General features: G+C 67.9%; 11 protein-coding genes. 8 read left to right on the top strand and 3 right to left on the bottom strand.

The window, feature by feature from the left end:
• The first annotated feature begins 66 nt into the window (after positions 1-66).
• Together aceE and aceF are read left to right on the top strand one after the other, a co-directional pair.
• Positions 67-2,712: a pyruvate dehydrogenase (acetyl-transferring), homodimeric type gene (gene aceE, locus N5D30_RS05320; RefSeq protein ID WP_220811472.1), complete on the top strand. Its 2,646-nt coding sequence runs from the start codon at positions 67-69 to the stop codon at positions 2,710-2,712.
• A gap of 11 nt (positions 2,713-2,723) precedes the next feature.
• Entirely contained in the window at positions 2,724-4,400 is a 1,677-nt protein-coding gene (aceF, locus tag N5D30_RS05315) for a dihydrolipoyllysine-residue acetyltransferase (RefSeq protein ID WP_279908039.1), read from the top strand.
• Between the two features lie 100 nt (positions 4,401-4,500).
• On the opposite strand, the gene N5D30_RS05310 is transcribed toward aceF, so the two are convergent.
• Positions 4,501-5,031 (bottom strand): hypothetical protein, encoded by a 531-nt coding sequence (locus N5D30_RS05310; protein WP_279908038.1) that lies wholly within the window; start codon positions 5,029-5,031, stop codon positions 4,501-4,503.
• 80 nt (positions 5,032-5,111) lie between these two features.
• On the opposite strand from N5D30_RS05310, the gene N5D30_RS05305 reads away from it, so the two are divergent.
• The 4 genes from N5D30_RS05305 to N5D30_RS05290 all read left to right on the top strand — a co-directional run bounded on the left by N5D30_RS05305 (position 5,112) and on the right by N5D30_RS05290 (position 10,135).
• Complete coding sequence (locus N5D30_RS05305) at positions 5,112-7,808, top strand: GGDEF domain-containing phosphodiesterase (RefSeq protein ID WP_279908037.1); 2,697 nt, start codon at positions 5,112-5,114, stop codon at positions 7,806-7,808.
• Positions 7,809-7,903: 95 nt separating this feature from the next.
• Positions 7,904-8,551 (top strand): peptide-methionine (S)-S-oxide reductase MsrA, encoded by a 648-nt coding sequence (msrA, locus tag N5D30_RS05300; protein ID WP_279908035.1) that lies wholly within the window; start codon positions 7,904-7,906, stop codon positions 8,549-8,551.
• Positions 8,552-8,612: 61 nt separating this feature from the next.
• Positions 8,613-8,810 (top strand): YjfB family protein, encoded by a 198-nt coding sequence (locus tag N5D30_RS05295; RefSeq protein WP_220811464.1) that lies wholly within the window; start codon positions 8,613-8,615, stop codon positions 8,808-8,810.
• A 68-nt stretch (positions 8,811-8,878) separates the two neighbouring features.
• Positions 8,879-10,135 carry an HD-GYP domain-containing protein gene (locus tag N5D30_RS05290; protein WP_279908033.1) on the top strand — a complete coding sequence of 419 codons (1,257 nt, stop codon included), beginning with the start codon at positions 8,879-8,881 and terminating at the stop codon, positions 10,133-10,135.
• 127 nt (positions 10,136-10,262) lie between these two features.
• Here the strand turns inward: N5D30_RS05290 and N5D30_RS05285 are convergent, their stop codons facing one another.
• Complete coding sequence (locus N5D30_RS05285; RefSeq protein ID WP_279908032.1) at positions 10,263-11,858, bottom strand: malate:quinone oxidoreductase; 1,596 nt, start codon at positions 11,856-11,858, stop codon at positions 10,263-10,265.
• Positions 11,859-12,256: 398 nt separating this feature from the next.
• On the opposite strand from N5D30_RS05285, the gene N5D30_RS05280 reads away from it, so the two are divergent.
• Complete coding sequence (locus tag N5D30_RS05280) at positions 12,257-13,615, top strand: choice-of-anchor Q domain-containing protein (RefSeq protein ID WP_279908031.1); 1,359 nt, start codon at positions 12,257-12,259, stop codon at positions 13,613-13,615.
• Between the two features lie 7 nt (positions 13,616-13,622).
• Here N5D30_RS05280 and rlmJ read toward each other — a convergent pair whose 3' ends face one another.
• Positions 13,623-14,459 (bottom strand): 23S rRNA (adenine(2030)-N(6))-methyltransferase RlmJ, encoded by an 837-nt coding sequence (gene rlmJ / locus N5D30_RS05275; RefSeq protein WP_279908030.1) that lies wholly within the window; start codon positions 14,457-14,459, stop codon positions 13,623-13,625.
• 203 nt (positions 14,460-14,662) lie between these two features.
• Between rlmJ and N5D30_RS05270 the strand changes: the two genes are divergently transcribed.
• Positions 14,663-16,465, top strand: coding sequence for an acyl-CoA dehydrogenase (locus tag N5D30_RS05270; protein WP_279908029.1), 1,803 nt, complete (start codon positions 14,663-14,665; stop codon positions 16,463-16,465).
• Positions 16,466-16,665: the final 200 nt, after the last annotated feature.

Here is a 16,665-nt window from a genome sequence, read left to right as displayed (position 1 = left end):
CCGCCCAAAAAGCGGGCACGAGCCCAGGCCTCCGATTCTGGAAGCCTTTCCGCCCTGGAGCAAGCCATGCAAGACCTCGATCCCGTCGAAACCCAGGAATGGCTGGACGCCCTCGAGTCCGTCCTCGACAAAGAGGGTGAAGACCGCGCCCACTACCTGCTGACCCGCATGGGCGAACTGGCCACCCGCAGCGGCACCCAGCTGCCCTACGCGATCACCACGCCCTACCGCAACACCATCCCGGTCGGCCACGAGGCACGCATGCCCGGCGACCTGTTCATGGAGCGCCGCATCCGTTCGCTGGTGCGCTGGAACGCCCTGGCCATGGTGATGCGCACCAACCTGCAGGACCCGGATCTCGGCGGCCACATCTCCAGCTTCGCCTCCAGCGCGACCCTCTACGACATCGGCTTCAACTACTTCTTCCAGGCCCCGACCGAGGAGCACGGCGGCGATCTGGTGTTCTACCAGGGCCACGCCAGCCCCGGCATCTACGCCCGCGCCTTCCTCGAAGGGCGGATCAGCGAAGAGCAGATGAACAACTTCCGCCGCGAGGTGGACGGCAAGGGCCTGCCCTCCTACCCGCACCCCTGGCTGATGCCGGACTTCTGGCAATTCCCCACCGTATCGATGGGCCTGGGCCCGATCCAGGCGATCTACCAGGCGCGCTTCATGAAGTACCTGGAGAGCCGCGGCTACATCCCCGCCGGCAAGCAGAAGGTCTGGTGCTTCATGGGCGACGGCGAGTGCGACGAGCCGGAATCCCTCGGCGCCATCTCCCTGGCCGGCCGCGAGAAGCTGGACAACCTGATCTTCGTCATCAACTGCAACCTGCAGCGCCTGGACGGCCCGGTGCGCGGCAACGGCAAGATCATCCAGGAACTGGAAGGCGTGTTCCGCGGCGCCGAGTGGAACGTCAACAAGGTGGTCTGGGGCCGCTTCTGGGACCCGCTGTTCGCCAAGGACAAGGACGGCCTGCTGCAGCAACGCATGGACGAGGTGATCGACGGCGAGTACCAGAACTACAAGGCTAAGGACGGCGCCTACGTGCGTGAGCACTTCTTCAACAGCCCCGAGCTGAAGGAGATGGTCAAGGACCTCTCCGACCAGGAGATCTGGAACCTCAACCGCGGCGGCCACGACCCCTACAAGATGTACGCGGCCTATCACCAGGCGGTGAATCACCAGGGCCAGCCGACCGTGATCCTGGCCAAGACCATCAAGGGCTACGGCACCGGCGCGGGCGAGGCGAAGAACACCGCGCACAACACCAAGAAAGTCGATATCGACAGCCTGAAGAAATTCCGCGACCGCTTCGACATCCCGGTCAATGACGACGAGCTGGAAAACCTGCCCTTCGTCCAGGCCGAGCCGGGCAGCCCGGAATACAAGTACCTGCACGAGCGCCGCGGCGCCCTCGGCGGCTTCGTGCCGCAGCGCCGCACCCAGAGCTTCAGCATCCCGACCCCGCCGCTGGACACCCTCAAGGCGATCCTCGACGGCACCGGCGACCGCGACATCTCCACCACCATGGCCTTCGTGCGCATCCTCTCGCAGCTGGTCAAGGACAAGGACCTGGGCGCGCGCATCGTGCCCATCGTACCGGACGAGGCGCGCACCTTCGGCATGGAAGGCATGTTCCGCCAGCTCGGCATCTACTCCTCGGTGGGCCAGCTCTACGAGCCGGTCGACAAGGACCAGGTGATGTTCTACCGCGAGGACAAGAAGGGCCAGATCCTCGAGGAAGGCATCAACGAGGCCGGCGCCATGTCCAGCTGGATCGCCGCCGGTACCTCGTACTCCACGCACAACCAGCCGATGCTGCCGTTCTACATCTTCTACTCGATGTTCGGCTTCCAGCGCATCGGCGACCTGGCCTGGGCCGCCGGCGACAGCCGCGCCCGCGGCTTCCTGGTCGGCGGCACCGCCGGGCGCACCACGCTCAACGGCGAGGGCCTGCAGCACGAGGACGGCCACAGCCACATCATGGCCTCGACCATCCCCAACTGCCGCACCTACGACCCGACCTACGGCTACGAGCTGGCCGTGATCATCCGCCACGGCATCAAGGAGATGATCGAACAGCAACAGAACGTCTTCTACTACATCACCGTGATGAACGAGTCCTACCAGCAGCCGGCCCTGCCGGCCGGCGCCGAGGACGGCATCATCAAGGGCATGTACCTGCTCGAAGAAGACAAGAAGGAGGCCGCCCACCACGTCCAGCTGCTGGGCAGCGGCACCATCCTGCGCGAGGTGCGCGAGGCGGCGAAGATCCTGCGTGACGAATTCAACATCGGCTCGGACGTGTGGAGCGTCACCAGCTTCAACGAACTGCGCCGCGACGGCCTGGCCGTGGAACGCTGGAACCGCCTGCACCCGGGCCAGAAGCCCCGCCAGGCGTTCATCCAGGAATGCCTGTCCGGACGCAAGGGCCCGGTGGTGGCTAGCACCGACTACATGAAGCTGTTCGCCGAGCAGGTGCGCCAGTGGGTGCCCAGCAAGGAATACAAGGTGCTCGGTACCGACGGCTTCGGTCGCAGCGACAGCCGCAAGAAACTGCGCCACTTCTTCGAGGTGGACCGCTACTGGGTGGTGCTGGCCGCGCTCGAGGCGCTGGTCGACCGGGGTGAAATCGAAGCCAAGGTACTGGCCGACGCCATCGCCAAGTTCGGCATCGACCCCGAAAAAACCAACCCCCTGGACTGCTGAGGAGACGCATTGTGAGCGAGTTGATTCGCGTACCCGATATCGGCGGCGAAGGTGAAGTGATCGAACTGCTGGTCAAGGTCGGTGATCGCATCGAGGCCGAACAGAGCCTGCTGACCCTGGAGTCGGACAAGGCTTCCATGGAGGTCCCCTCGCCCAAGGCCGGGGTGATCAAGGAGCTGAAGGTCAAGCTGGGCGACCGCCTCAAGGAAGGCGACGAGCTGCTGGTGCTGGACGTCGAGGGCGATGCCCCGGCGGCCGAGCCCGCCGCCGCTGCCGAACCGAGCGCGCCGACCCAGGCCGCCGACGAAGCCGAGGCGCCCGGCGCCGCCGCGCCGCAACCGGCCGCCGCCCCCGCCAGCGAAAGCGTGCAGGACATCCGCGTGCCGGACATCGGTTCGGCCGGCAAGGCCAAGGTCATCGAAGTGCTGGTCAAGGTCGGCGACAGCATCGAGGCCGACCAGTCGCTGATCACCCTGGAGTCGGACAAGGCCAGCATGGAAATCCCCTCGCCGTCCGCCGGCGTGGTGGAGGAAGTGCTGGTCAAGCTGGACGCCGAGGTCGGCACCGGCGACCCGATCCTCAAACTGAAAGTGGCGGGAGGCGCCCCGCAGGAAGCCGCTGCCGCGCCGGCCGCTCCGCAAGAAGCAGCCGCACCTGCCGACTCGACCGTGCACCGCACCCCGCCCGGCGCCCGGCCCGAGGTGGCCGCCGAGGTCGGTGCCATCGCCGCCCTGTCCGCAGCGGCGGCCGCGGTCACCGCGCCCGTGCGCGACGGCAGCAAGGTGCACGCGGGACCTGCCGTGCGCATGATCGCCCGCGAATTCGGCGTCGACCTGGCCGTCGTCCCCGGCACCGGCCCCAAGGGCCGCATCCTCAAGGAAGACGTGCAGGCCTACGTCAAGGCCGCGCTGCAGCGGCCCAAGGACGCGCCGGCAGGCGCCACCGGCGGCGCCGGCATCCCGCCGATCCCGGAAGTGGACTTCAGCAAGTTCGGCCCGGTGGAAGAAGTGGCCATGACCCGCCTGATGCAGGTGGGCGCCCTCAACCTGCACCGCAGCTGGCTCAACGTGCCCCACGTGACCCAGTTCGACAACGCCGACATCACCGAGCTGGAAGCCTTCCGCGTGGCGCAGAAGGCGGTGGCGGAGAAGGCCGGGGTCAAGCTGACCGTGCTGCCGCTGCTGCTCAAGGCCTGCGCCCATCTGCTCAGGGAACTGCCGGACTTCAACAGCTCGCTGGCGCCGAGCGGCAAGGCGCTGATCCGCAAGGGCTACGTGCACATCGGCTTCGCCGTGGACACCCCGGACGGCCTGCTGGTGCCAGTGATCCGCGACGTCGACCGCAAGAGCCTGCTGCAACTGGCCGGCGAGGCCGCCGAGCTGGCCGAGAAGGCGCGCACCAAGAAACTCTCGCCGGACGCCATGCAGGGCGCCTGCTTCACCATCTCCAGCCTCGGCCACATCGGCGGCACCGGCTTCACACCGATCGTCAACGCGCCGGAAGTGGCGATCCTCGGTGTCAGCAAGGCTGCCATGCAGCCGGTGTGGGACGGCCAGGCCTTCCAGCCGCGCCTGATGCTGCCGCTGTCGCTGTCCTACGACCACCGCGTGATCAACGGCGCCGCCGCCGCCCGCTTCACCAAGCGCCTGGGCGAGGTGCTCGGGGATATCCGCACCCTGCTGCTCTAATCCGCAGCAAACCTGTTGTAGGGGCGGCCTTGGCCGCGAAGCTCTTGGTCAAGGGCTTCGCGGCCAAGGCCGCTCCTACAGGCGGGGATGGAGTGCCGCGTCAGTTCTTCTGCAGATTGCGAATCAGGAAACTAATCGCCTTGGCCAGGTCGGCGGCGCCCTGGTGGTCGCGCAGCACCGTGATCCAGGGGCTGCCATCGGCCGGGTTGTTCAGCACGCAGGTGATTCCTCCATACGGGCAATCGTAATGAATGTAGGGGTCGACGCCGAACACCGACAGGCGCTGGTTGCTGACCGTCAGGCTGTTGCTCTGCGCCTGGCGGGTCTCCTGGCGCAACAGCAGCTCGCCCGCTCCGGCGATGCTCAGCTGGTAGCGCAGGTCGCTGCGCTGTGCCGGCGACTTGCCGATCTGGTAGCCCGCGCGCAATGCGTAGGTATCGAGCAGCGCGTTGCTGTGGTCGAGCAGCGCCTTGCGATCGTCCTTGGTCAGATACAGCCGTTTGAGCTCGGCGAGATAGCGCGCCTGCTCCTCTCCGCTCAGCTGACTCTCGCTGGCCTGCGCCGGTGCTCCCACGCCCAGGCTCAGCAACAGCAGCAACCCGCTCAGTCTTCTTGTCAGTCCCAGCCGCATGATGCACCCTTGCCGAACTCGATTGATGTAACAGACTCTAGCCTGCCCCGACCGGCAGCATACTGGAAGCCAACCGTTCGATGAAAAGCCATCCCGATGCCGCCAGCCGTCAGGCGGCCGAGGTTGTGACGCAGTTGCCAGTGCCTTCGCGCCTCGGCATGCTGCGCTTCGAACGCTTGAACGAACCCAGCTGGACCCTGCTGTTCCTCGATCCCTCATGCGAACGCCAGCTCGGCGTCGGCGCCAGCGAACTCTGCGCCCTGCTCGACTCCCCCTATGCCAGCCTGATGGAGCCCGAGGCCCGCTACCGTCTGCATGACGAAATCCAGCGGCAAGTGGCGCAGACCCAGCACTATTCCGTGCGCTATCGCCTGCACACGCCGAATGGCGCGCTGCACATGCTGGAGATCGGCGAGCCGTTCCGGCAGCGCGGCAGGTCGCTGTTGCGGGGCTACCTGCAGGTGACCGCCGAGACCGGGGACACGCTGGCCACGCAGCGCCTGGAAGAACTGCAGGCGCAGAACACCCGGCTCAGGGCGGAACTGGAACTGCACCAGCAGACCCAGGCAGACCACCTGCAACACCTGACCCGCTCGCGCGCCCAGCAGAACCTGATCGTGCAGCTGGCCCGCCACCGTTACAACGCGCTGGACCCGCTGCGCGAGGCGGCCGAGCTGATCACCCGGGCAGCCTGCGAAACCTATGACGTGGCCCGCGCCAGCATCTGGCACCTGCACGGCGAGAAGCTGGAGCCGGTGGCCCTGTATCGCCGCGACATCGACCGCCACGAACTGCCGGCCGCCATCGATGCCAGCCAGTTCCCCCGCTATCTGGAAGCCCTGCACAGCGGCCGCGCCATCGACGCTCACGACGCCCAGGCCGACCCGCGTACCAGCGAGCTGGCGCCCGACTACCTCCAGCCGCTGGGCATCGGCGCGCTGCTCGACGCCAGCGTCCGCCTCGGCGGCGAGGTGGTGGGCATCCTCTGCCTGGAGCACGTCGGGCCGGCACGCACCTGGCAGGCCGACGAGGTGGCCTTCGCCGGCGAGCTGGCCGACCAGTTCGCCCAGGCCATGAGCAACCAGCAGCGGCGCGACGCCACCAGCGCCCTGTTCCTGTTCCAGCGCGCCGTGGAACAGAGCGCCAGCGCCTTCCTGCTGTTCGACCGCGACGGCCTGGTGCAGTACGTCAACCCCAGCTTCACCTCGATCACCCAGTACGGCGCCGAGGAAGTGCAGGGCCGGCGGGTGTCCCAGCTGCCGGCCCTGGAGAACCTCGGCGACCTGCTGTTCGACGCCCAGGCCGGGCTGGCCGAGCGCAACAGCTGGCAGGGCGAGTTCCGCAGCCGGCGCAAGAACCTCGAGCCCTACTGGGCCCAGCTGTCGATCTCCAAGGTGTACAACGACGACGGCGAGCTGACCCACTACATCGGCATCTACGAAGACATCACCCAGAGCAAGCTGGCCCAGCAGCGCATCGAGCGCCTGGCCTACAGCGACAACCTCACCGGCCTGGGTAACCGCCCCTACTTCATCCGCTGCCTGGAGGAACGCTTCGCCCGCCAGGGCAGCCAGGCCTTCAGCCTGCTGCTGGTGGACATCGACAACTTCAAGCGGATCAACGACAGCCTCGGCCACCAGACGGGCGACAAGCTGCTCACCAACCTGGCCCGGCGCCTGCGCAACAGCCTGACCCAGGGCACCAGCCTGGCCCGCTTCGCCAGCAACGAGTTCGCCGTGCTGCTCGATGGCGCCGGACAGGACGCGGGCCTCAAGCTGGCCCAGGAACTGCTGGGCACCCTGGACAAGCCGCTGTTCGTCGACAACCAGCTGATCAGCGTCACCGGCACCGTCGGCCTGGCCTGCGCCCCGCTGCACGGCGCCGACCCGCACACCCTGATGAAGCACGCCGGCCTGGCGCTGCACAAGGCCAAGGCCAACGGCAAGCACCAGGTGCAGATCTTCACCGAGGTGCTGAATGCCGAGGCCAGCCACAAGCTGTTCGTCGAGAACAACCTGCGCCGGGCGCTGACCCAGAACGAGCTGGAGGTCTACTACCAGCCGCAGCTGTGCCTGCGCACCGGCCAGCTGGTGGGCCTGGAGGCGCTGTTGCGCTGGCGCCATCCGGAGAAGGGCATGATCAGCCCGGACCAGTTCATCAGCGTGGCCGAGGAGACGGGGCTGATCATCCCCATCGGCAAGTGGGTCGCGCGTCAGGCCTGCCGCACCAGCATGGAACTGGCCACCCTAGGCATGGGCGAAGTGCAGGTGGCGATCAACCTGTCGGCCAAGCAGTTCACCGACCCGGACCTGGTCGGCTCGATCGCCGCCATCCTCGACGAGGAACAGCTGCCGGCCCGCCTGCTGGAACTCGAACTCACCGAGAGCCTGCTGCTCGAAGGCGACGACGCCACCCGCCAGCAGGTGGCGCGGCTCAAGGCCCTGGGCCTGACACTGACGATGGACGACTTCGGCACCGGCTACTCGTCGCTGAGCTACCTGAAGAAATTCCCCATCGACGTGATCAAGATCGACCGCAGCTTCATCAAGGACATCCCCGAGAACGAGGACGACATGGAGATCACCTCCGCGGTGATCGCCATGGCCCACAACCTCAAGCTCAAGGTGGTGGCCGAAGGCATCGAGACCGCTGCCCAGCTCGGCTTCCTCCGCCGCCAGCACTGCGACGTCGGCCAGGGCTACCTGTTCGACCGGCCCATTCCCGGCCGCGAACTGCTGGACAGCCTGCGCCGCTATCCCTGCCGTGGCGGCGCCTGAGCCGGTTCCCGGACGAGCTGCCTGCCTTTCCCGCTTCAACCGCCGCACCGGCGGAGTAAGCTATGTTCCACTCCGCCCTCTCACAGGAGCCCGTCATGGTGCTGCGTTCGCAAATCCTCGCCCACAAGCTCGAACTGCCGAGCGCCGAGCAGGCCCTGCCGGGCCGCGCCGAGAGCCTGCAGGTGCCCGAGCGGCACTATGTCAACGGCAACCCGCTCAAGCCGCCCTTCCCCGCCGGCCTGCAGCAGGCGGTCTTCGGCCTCGGCTGCTTCTGGGGCGCCGAGCGCCGCTTCTGGCAGCAGCCGGGGGTATGGACCACCGCAGTGGGCTACGCCGGCGGGCACACGCCGAATCCGACCTACGAAGAAGTCTGCTCCGGCCTGACCGGCCACACCGAGGTGGTGCTGGTGGTGTTCGACCCGCAGCAGACCAGCTACGAGCAACTGCTCAAGGTGTTCTGGGAGGCCCACAACCCGACCCAGGGCATGCGCCAGGGCAACGACATCGGCACCCAGTACCGCTCGGCCATCTACTGCTCCGACGCCGCCCAACTGGCCGCCGCCGAGGCCAGCGAGCAGCGCTTCCAGGCCGAACTGGAGAAGGCCGGGCTCGGCGCCATCACCACCGAGATCGCCGAGGCACCGGCCTTCTACTACGCCGAGGCCTACCACCAGCAGTACCTGGCGAAGAACCCCAACGGCTATTGCGGGCTGGGCGGGACCGGGGTGTGCCTGCCGGCGTGAGAGGGAACCTCCGCTCCCGCCGCGCAGTCGACCGCTTAGGCCGATTCTCCGGAGAACCCCCATGGAACTGAGCAGCATCGCCAGCGCCGTCTCCAACGCCAGCGCCGCCCAGGCGTCGGCCATGGCGGCGGTCCTCCTGCTTCGCAAGACGCTGGACCTCCAGGCCGAGAGCGCCATCGGCCTGATCCAGGCCATTCCCCAGGTCACCCCGCCGAGCAACCCGCCCAACCTGGGCAACTCGATCGACGTGATGGCCTAGCCCCGGCTGCCAGGCCCCTGGCAAGCCGCTAGACTGCCATCACGAAGCCATCACCCAGCGAGCCCGGCATGCCCGCCACCACCGTCCCCATCTCGCCCGAACAGCTGCGCGTAGGCCTCTACGTGCACCTGGACCTGAGCTGGTGGGAGCACGACTTCACCTTCAGCAACTTCAAGATCAGGGACGAGCACCAGCTCAAGGCCCTGCGCGACCTCGGTCTGGAACAGCTCCGCTACGAGCCGGCGCGCAGTGACTGCGATCCCCTCCCGCTGCCGCCGCCAGAAACCCGGCCGGAGCCCGCGCCCCAGGCGCCAGCCAGCGCCGAGGAACTGGCGCGCCAGGCACGCGCCGCCAAACTGGGTGTCCTGCGCAAGCGCCTGGCCGAGGTGGATCGCCGTTTCATCCAGGCCAGCCAGCGAGTCAAGTCGCTCAACCAGACGCTACGCAACCAGCCGGAGGAGGCGGTCAAGCTGGCCGGCGAGGTGGTGCGCGACCTGGTCGACGCGCTGTCCGGCGAGGATGGCGCGGCGCTGCACAGCATCAACGGCAAGGCCTCCGAAGACGCCTACTTCCACTCGCTGAACGTGACCGTGCTGTCGGTGATGCTCGGCCGCCAGCTCGGCTACGACAGCGAGGCCTGCCACAGCCTGGGCCTGGGCGCGCTGCTGCACGACATCGGCAAGCTGGAGATTCCCAGCAAGGTGCTGCTCAAGACCGAGCCGCTCACCCGCCCAGAGCAGAAGCTGCTGCAGATGCACTGCGAGTTCGGCGTGCGCCGCGGCCAGCAGCTGATGCTCGACGACGAGGTGCTGCGCATCATCCACGAACACCACGAACACTGCGACGGCAGCGGCTACCCGCGCGGCCTGCGCGAGGCGGCCATCGGCCGGCTGAGCCGGCTGGTGACCATCGCCAACACCTTCGACAACCTGTGCAACCCACCGAACCCGCGCGACGGCCTGAGCCCTCACGAGGCCCTGGCGCTGATGTTCAAGCAGCAGCGCGAGCGCTTCGACGACGTGGCCCTGCGGGCCTTCGTCCGCTGCATGGGCATCTACCCGCCGGGCAGCCTGGTGCAGCTGGAGGACGAGCGCCATGCCCTGGTGCTGGCCATGCACCCCACCCTGCCGCTCAGGCCGACGCTGATCCTGTACGAGCCGAGCATTCCCAAGGCCGAGGCGCTGATCGTCAACCTGGAGCACGAGCCGCAACTGGCGATCGCCCGCAGCCTGCGCCCATCGCAGCTGCCGCCGGAGGCGCTGGAATACCTCAACCCGCGCCAGCAGCTGACCTACTACGTCGATCCGAACCAGCGCGGCCGGTAGGGCGGGTGAAACCCGCGAGCCGACACGCGGGTTTCACCCGCCCTACGCGCCCGAAAAGCAAAACGCCGCGACTCCGTAGAGGAAGTCGCGGCGTTCTCCTAGGCAACAGGCATCGCGGCCTGCGCCGTCACCGGGCGGTATCGCCTCCCGCCACCACGGTTTCCGGCTGGACAGGCACATGGATCAGCTGCAAACGCTCGCTGGTGGAGGCGCGGATGCGGTTGGTCAGTTCCAGGTCGTCGTTCAGCTTCTGCCCGTACGAGGGGATGATCTCCTTCAGACGCGCCTGCCACTCCGGCGTCTGCACCTTGTCCTTGAAGGACTTCTCCAGCACGGTCAGCATGATCGGCGCCGCCGTCGAGGCGCCCGGCGAAGCGCCGAGCAGCGCGGCGATGCTGCCGTCGGCGGAGCTCACCACCTCGGTGCCGAACTGCAGCACGCCGCCCTTGTCCGCGTCCTTCTTGATCACCTGCACGCGCTGGCCGGCGGTGATCAGCTCCCAGTCCTCGTCGCGGGCGTCGGGGAAGTACTCGCGCAGGGCGTGCATGCGGTCTTCCTGGCTCAGCATCAGCTGGCCGATCAGGTAGCGGGTCAGGTCCAGGTTGTCCCAGCCGGCGTGGGTCATGGGGCCGATGTTGTCGGTGCTGATGGCGGCGAACATGTCCCACAGCGAGCCGTGCTTGAGGAACTTGCTGGAGAAGGTGGCGAAGGGCCCGAACAGCAGCACCTTCTCGCCGTCGATCACCCGGGTGTCGAGGTGCGGCACCGACATGGGCGGCGAGCCCACCGAGGCCTTGCCGTACAGCTTGGCCTGGTGCTGAGCGACGATCTCCGGGTTGCGGGTCAGCAGGAACTGGCCGCCCACCGGGAAGCCGGCGTAGCCATCGGCCTCCTCGATGCCCGATTTCTGCAACAGCGGCAGCGCCGCGCCGCCGGCGCCGATGAACACGAAGCGGGCCTTGATGCTGCTCTCCTTCTCGTCGTTGGCGAGGTCGGCGACCACCACCGTCCAGCTGCCGTCGTCGTTACGCACCAGGTCGCGCACCTCGTGGCTCAGGTGCAGGGACACGCCCTCGCGCTGGGTCAGCGAGCCGATCAGCTGCTTGGTGATCTCGCCGAAGTTGACGTCGGTGCCGATGGGCATGCGCGTGGCGGCGATCTTCTGCGCGGGGTCGCGGTCGGTCATCACCAGCGGCACCCAGCGGGCGATCTGCGCCGGGTCCTCGGAGTACTCCATGCCGCGGAACAGCGTGCTGTGCTGCAGGGCGGCATGGCGCTTCTTCAGGTAGGCGACGTTGTCGTCGCCCCAGACGAAGCTCATGTGCGGCACGTTGTTGATGAACGACTTCGGCTCCTTGAGCACGCCCAGGTCCACCTGGTGGGCCCAGAACTGCTTGGAGATCTCGAACGACTCGTTGATCGCCACGGCCTTGCTGATGTCGATGCCGCCATCGGCGGTCTCCGGCGTGTAGTTCAGTTCGCAGAACGCCGAGTGGCCGGTGCCGGCGTTGTTCCAGGCGTTGGAACTCTCCTCGGCGACCTTGTCCTGGCGCTCGTAGATGTCGATGGTCCAGCCCGGTTCGAGCTGGTTGAGGTAGGTGCCCAGGGTGGCGCTCATGACGCCGCCGCCGATCAGCAGCACGTCGACGGAGCGTTCCGGCTTGGGCGGCTCGGAGCAGCCCGCCGCGACGAGGCAGAACAGGACCAGCAGGAGTTTCTTCATGGCAATGACCTATGTGCGATTGGCAAGGCGGATCGACCGGCCCCACGCTCGGGCCGCGCTCTGCGAGGCGCGTTCGCCGATCCGTCGCGGTCGACGGGTGGGGAGTCGAGACAGGGGCCGTTCGGTCGGTTGACCGCCAAACGAGCCGGGAGTTGACGGCTTTTGTGCCAGCGGGGGACAAAAGGTCGCGCAGCCATTAGCAAATCCGGTGCCGGCGGCGAAAACCGCATGGCGCGGGGCTGCGCTCCACCGCGCCGACGGGGAAACTGGCCGGACTCCGCCACCCACGTGGGCGGACGACCGCCACCACCCGCACCGGAACGGGAACCCGGGCGCGCGGCGCAGGGTCCATCGACGAACCCAGCAGTCCCCGTCCACCCGACTCCGCGAGGGCTGCCATGTCCCTTCCCCGCTCATCCCGCGTTTCATCCTGTCTCGGCCTGCTCACCTGCCTGGCCCTACCAAGCCTAGCCCAGGAGCTGCGCGTCACCACCCCGCTCGACGAGACGGACGGCGCCTGCACCGTGGAGCACTGCTCGCTGCGCGAGGCGGTGGCCGCCGCCAATGCCGCGCCCTCCGAGGCGAGCCTGATCCTGCTCGGCCCCGGCACCTACCGGCTGGCCCTGGCCAACCGCCGGGGCGCCCAGGACGAGGTGATCGAAGAGGACGCCAACCTCGTCGGCGACCTCGACGTGCTCGGACAGATCACCCTGGTCGGCGCCGGCGCGGGGCGCACCGTGCTGGACGCCGAGCGGGTCGACCGCCTGCTCGACGTGCACAGCGGCGCCAGCCTCACCCTGCGCGGGCTGAGCCTGCACAACGGCCTCACGCAGCACGACGGCGGCGCGCTGCGCAACCGCGGCACCCTGCAACTGACGGACGTGAACCTGATCGACAACCGCTCCTACGTCTACCTGGCCGAGAGCCGGGGCGGCGCGCTGGCCAACTTCGGCACGGCCCGGCTGCATCACGTGCGCGCGGAAAACAACCTGGTGGACGGCGGCGAAACCACCATGGGCAAGGGCGGCGCCCTGTACAACGAAGGCACGCTGCTGGTGCGCGACAGCCGCCTGCAACTCAACCGCTGCATCGACTACCACGAGGTGGGCATGGGCTGCGGCCTGTTCAACCAGGGCACGGCGGACCTGGCCCGGGTCGCCCTGGTCGGCAATCGCACCGCGCCGGACGGCATGGGCGGGGCCATCCTCAACCTGGGCCGCCTGAGCCTGGTCAACTCGACCCTCAGCGAAAACTACAGCGGCGAGAAGGGCGCCGCGCTGGACAACGGCGACCGCTACAACCCGCAGCTAAGTGGCACGCCCAGCGCCACGCTGAGTCATGTGACCATCGCCGAGAACGACGGCTACGGCCTGCTCAATTACGACGGCACGGTCGACCTGCGCAACGTCATCGTCGCCGGCAATCGCCAGCGCGAGACCGGCGAGCCGCGCAACTGCCACCAGCGGGACAGCGCCGTCGCCATGAACGTGCGCGGCCTGCTGCTGGGCAGCGACGCCGGCAACTGCGTCGGCAGCATCAGTGTGGACAACGACCAGGTGCTCACCCGCGAGCTGTTCCCGCTGGCGGAGAACAACGGCACCTTGGCCCACGCCCTGCGCCGTACCAGCGCCGCCCTGGACAGCGCCGAGGGCGCCTGCCCCGGCCACGACCAGCGCGGCCTGACCCGCCCTCGCGACGGCGATGGCGACGGCATCGCCCGCTGCGACCTGGGCGCCTTCGAGCGCGCCGGGCCTTGAGTGCAGGTCAGTCGGCGATCAGCCAGTCCAGGCGCCAGTCGCCCTGGCTCTGCGCCAGCTTGCCGGCCAGCCAGGGCAGCAGTTGCTTCAGCTCGTCCTCCAGGCCCCAGGGCGCGTTGGCGATGGCCAGGCCGGAGCCAGCCAGGCGGCCGGCGTCGTCCGGGGCATGGACGAACAGCTCGGCGCGCAGCAGCTTGGGCGCGCTGGATTTCTCCAGGCCCTGGTAGAAGCGCCTGAGCTGGCGCTCGTCCTTGATCGGATACCAGATGGCGACCACGGTCTGGCGCATGCGGCCGATGGCCTCGTCCAGCGCGGCTACGCAGCGCTCCAGCTCGTCGGCCTTCTCGAACGGCGGGTCGATCAGCAGCAGGGCGCGTTTCTCCGCCACCGGCAGCAGGGCACGCGGCACGTGCCAGCCCTCACCCAGGTGCACGGCCACGCGGCGGTCGCCCTTCATGTTGTCCTTGAGCAGCTGGCCGTCTTCCGGGTGCTTCTCGTTGAGCAGCACCCGGTCCTGCTCGCGGGTCAGCTGGCGCGCCAGCTCGGGCGAGCCGGGGTAGTAGCGTAGCCGGCCATCCGGGTTGAGGTCCCGCAGCACGCCGAAGTAGTCGGCGGCCGCCTCGGGCAGGTCCGGCGCCTGCCACAGCCGGCCGATGCCCTCCAGCCACTCGCCGGTGCGGCTGGCCTGGTCGCCCTGCAGGTCGTAGAGACCGACGCCGGCGTGGCTGTCGAGGTAGGCGAAGGGCGCCTCCTTGCGCGACAGCAGGGCGATGATGCGGCTGATGACGAGGTGCTTGAGCACGTCGGCGTGGTTGCCGGCATGGAAGGCGTGGCGGTAGTTCATGGACGCTTTACCTGGAACGGGGCGCGAATTGTAGCCCGCACGCGCAATTGTAGGAGCGAGCTCTGCTCGCGAAACGTGTGCGCTGTCGATTTCGCGAGCAGAGCTCGCTCCTACATGTTTTGCGCCTTTATCACGCTTATGGATGTTGCTAGGCGACATTCATTCACCGAACTAGACTTCGGCCATCTCACAGGAGTCCTTTCATGTCCGAGTCCCTGCTCAGTTCCCGCAACCTGGCCTTCGAACTCTACGAAGTGCTGGACGCCGAAGCCCTGACCCAGCGCCCGCGCTTCGCCGACCACAACCGCGAGACGTTCGATGCCGCCATCGCCACCGCGCGAGGCATCGCCGAGGAGCTGTTCGCCCCGCACAACCGCAAGAACGACGAGCACGAGCCGCAGTACGTGGACGGCGCCGCCGTGCTGATCCCCGAGGTCGAGCCGGCGTTGCGCGCCTTCCACGACGCCGGCTTCCTCAATGCCACCCGCGACTTCGAGGCCGGCGGCATGCAGCTGCCGAACCTGCTGTCGCAGGCCTGCTTCGCCCACTTCCAGTCGGCCAACTGCGCCACCAGCTCCTACTCCATGCTGACCATGGGCGTGGCCAACCTGATCGAGGCCTTCGGCAGCGACGAGCAGAAGGCGCGCTACCTGCAGCCGATCATCGACGGCCGCTTCTTCGGCACCATGGCGCTGACCGAGCCGCACGCCGGCTCCTCGCTGTCGGACATCCGCACCCGCGCCGAGCCGCACGCCGACGGCAGCTACCGGCTCAAGGGCAACAAGATATTCATCTCCGGCGGCGACCAGCCGATCTCCGAGAACATCGTGCACATGGTCCTGGCCAAGCTGCCGGACGCGCCGCCCGGGGTGAAGGGCATCAGCCTGTTCATCGTGCCCAAGTTCCACGTCAACGACGACGGCTCGCTGGGCGCGCGCAACGACGTGACCCTGGCCGGCCTGTTCCACAAGATGGGCTGGCGCGGCACCACCTCCACCGCGCTGAACTTCGGCGACAACGGCGAGTGCGTCGGCTACCTGGTCGGCAAGCCGCACCATGGCCTGAGCTACATGTTCCAGATGATGAACGAGGCGCGCATCGGCGTCGGCATGGGCGCGGTCATGCTCGGCTACGCCGGCTACCTGTACTCGCTGGAATACGCCCGCGAGCGTCCGCAGGGCCGCCAGCCGGACGGCAAGGACCCGACCAGCCCGCAGGTGGCGATCATCGAACACGCCGACGTGCGGCGCATGCTGCTGACCCAGAAGGCCTACGTCGAAGGCGCCTTCGATCTGGGCCTGTATGCCGCCCGCCTGTTCGACGACACTCATACCCTGGAGACCGCCGAGGACCGTACCCGCGCCCTGGAGCTGCTCGACCTCCTCACGCCGATCGTCAAGTCCTGGCCCTCGGAGTTCTGCCTCAAGGCCAACGAGCTGGCCATCCAGATTCTCGGCGGCCACGGCTACACCCGCGAATACCCGGTGGAGCAGTACTACCGCGACAACCGCCTCAACCCGATCCACGAAGGCACCCACGGCATCCAGTCGCTCGACCTGCTCGGCCGCAAGGTATCGATGAACGGTGGCGCCGCGCTCAAGCGCCTGATGGGCCTGATCCAGGACACCTGCCGCCGCGCCGAAGCCTTCGAGTCGCTTGGCCGCCTGCGCCAGCCGCTGGAGCAACTGGTCAACCGCCTCGGCAGCGTGACCCTGGCGCTGATTGGCGACCTGATGGCCGGCAAGGTCAACCAGGGCCTGGCGAACTCGGCGCTGTACCTCAAGGTGTTCGGCCACGCGGTGATCGGCTGGCGCTGGCTGGAACAGGCGATCCGCGCCGAGGAAGGCCTGGCCCGCAACAACGCGGCGGACGCCGAGTTCTACCAGGGCAAGCTGCAGGCGGCCCGCTACTTCCTGACCTGGGAAGTGCCGGCCTGCCATCACGAGCTGGCGCTGCTGGAGGCGCGCGACGATACCTGCCTGGAGATGCGGGCGGACTGGTTCTAAACGTCACGCTCTTGCCCCTGCATCCGGCCTGGCTGGCCGGTGCAGGGTGCAGCCGCGGAGCCAGCGGTGCGTGCGGCGCACCCTATGTGAGTCCGAGGAGGAGCATCCCAGATTTCATCCGGGCTACACCCCGTTGAATGTTGCACGCCTTATGGGAGCGGATTTATCCGCGAATTTCTCGGCCAATCGGAATGCCACCC

The organism is Pseudomonas sp. GD03875 (assembly GCF_029840585.1).
GTDB lineage: Bacteria > Pseudomonadota > Gammaproteobacteria > Pseudomonadales > Pseudomonadaceae > Aquipseudomonas > Aquipseudomonas paralcaligenes.
This window is presented reverse-complemented; position numbering and strand designations above follow the sequence as displayed.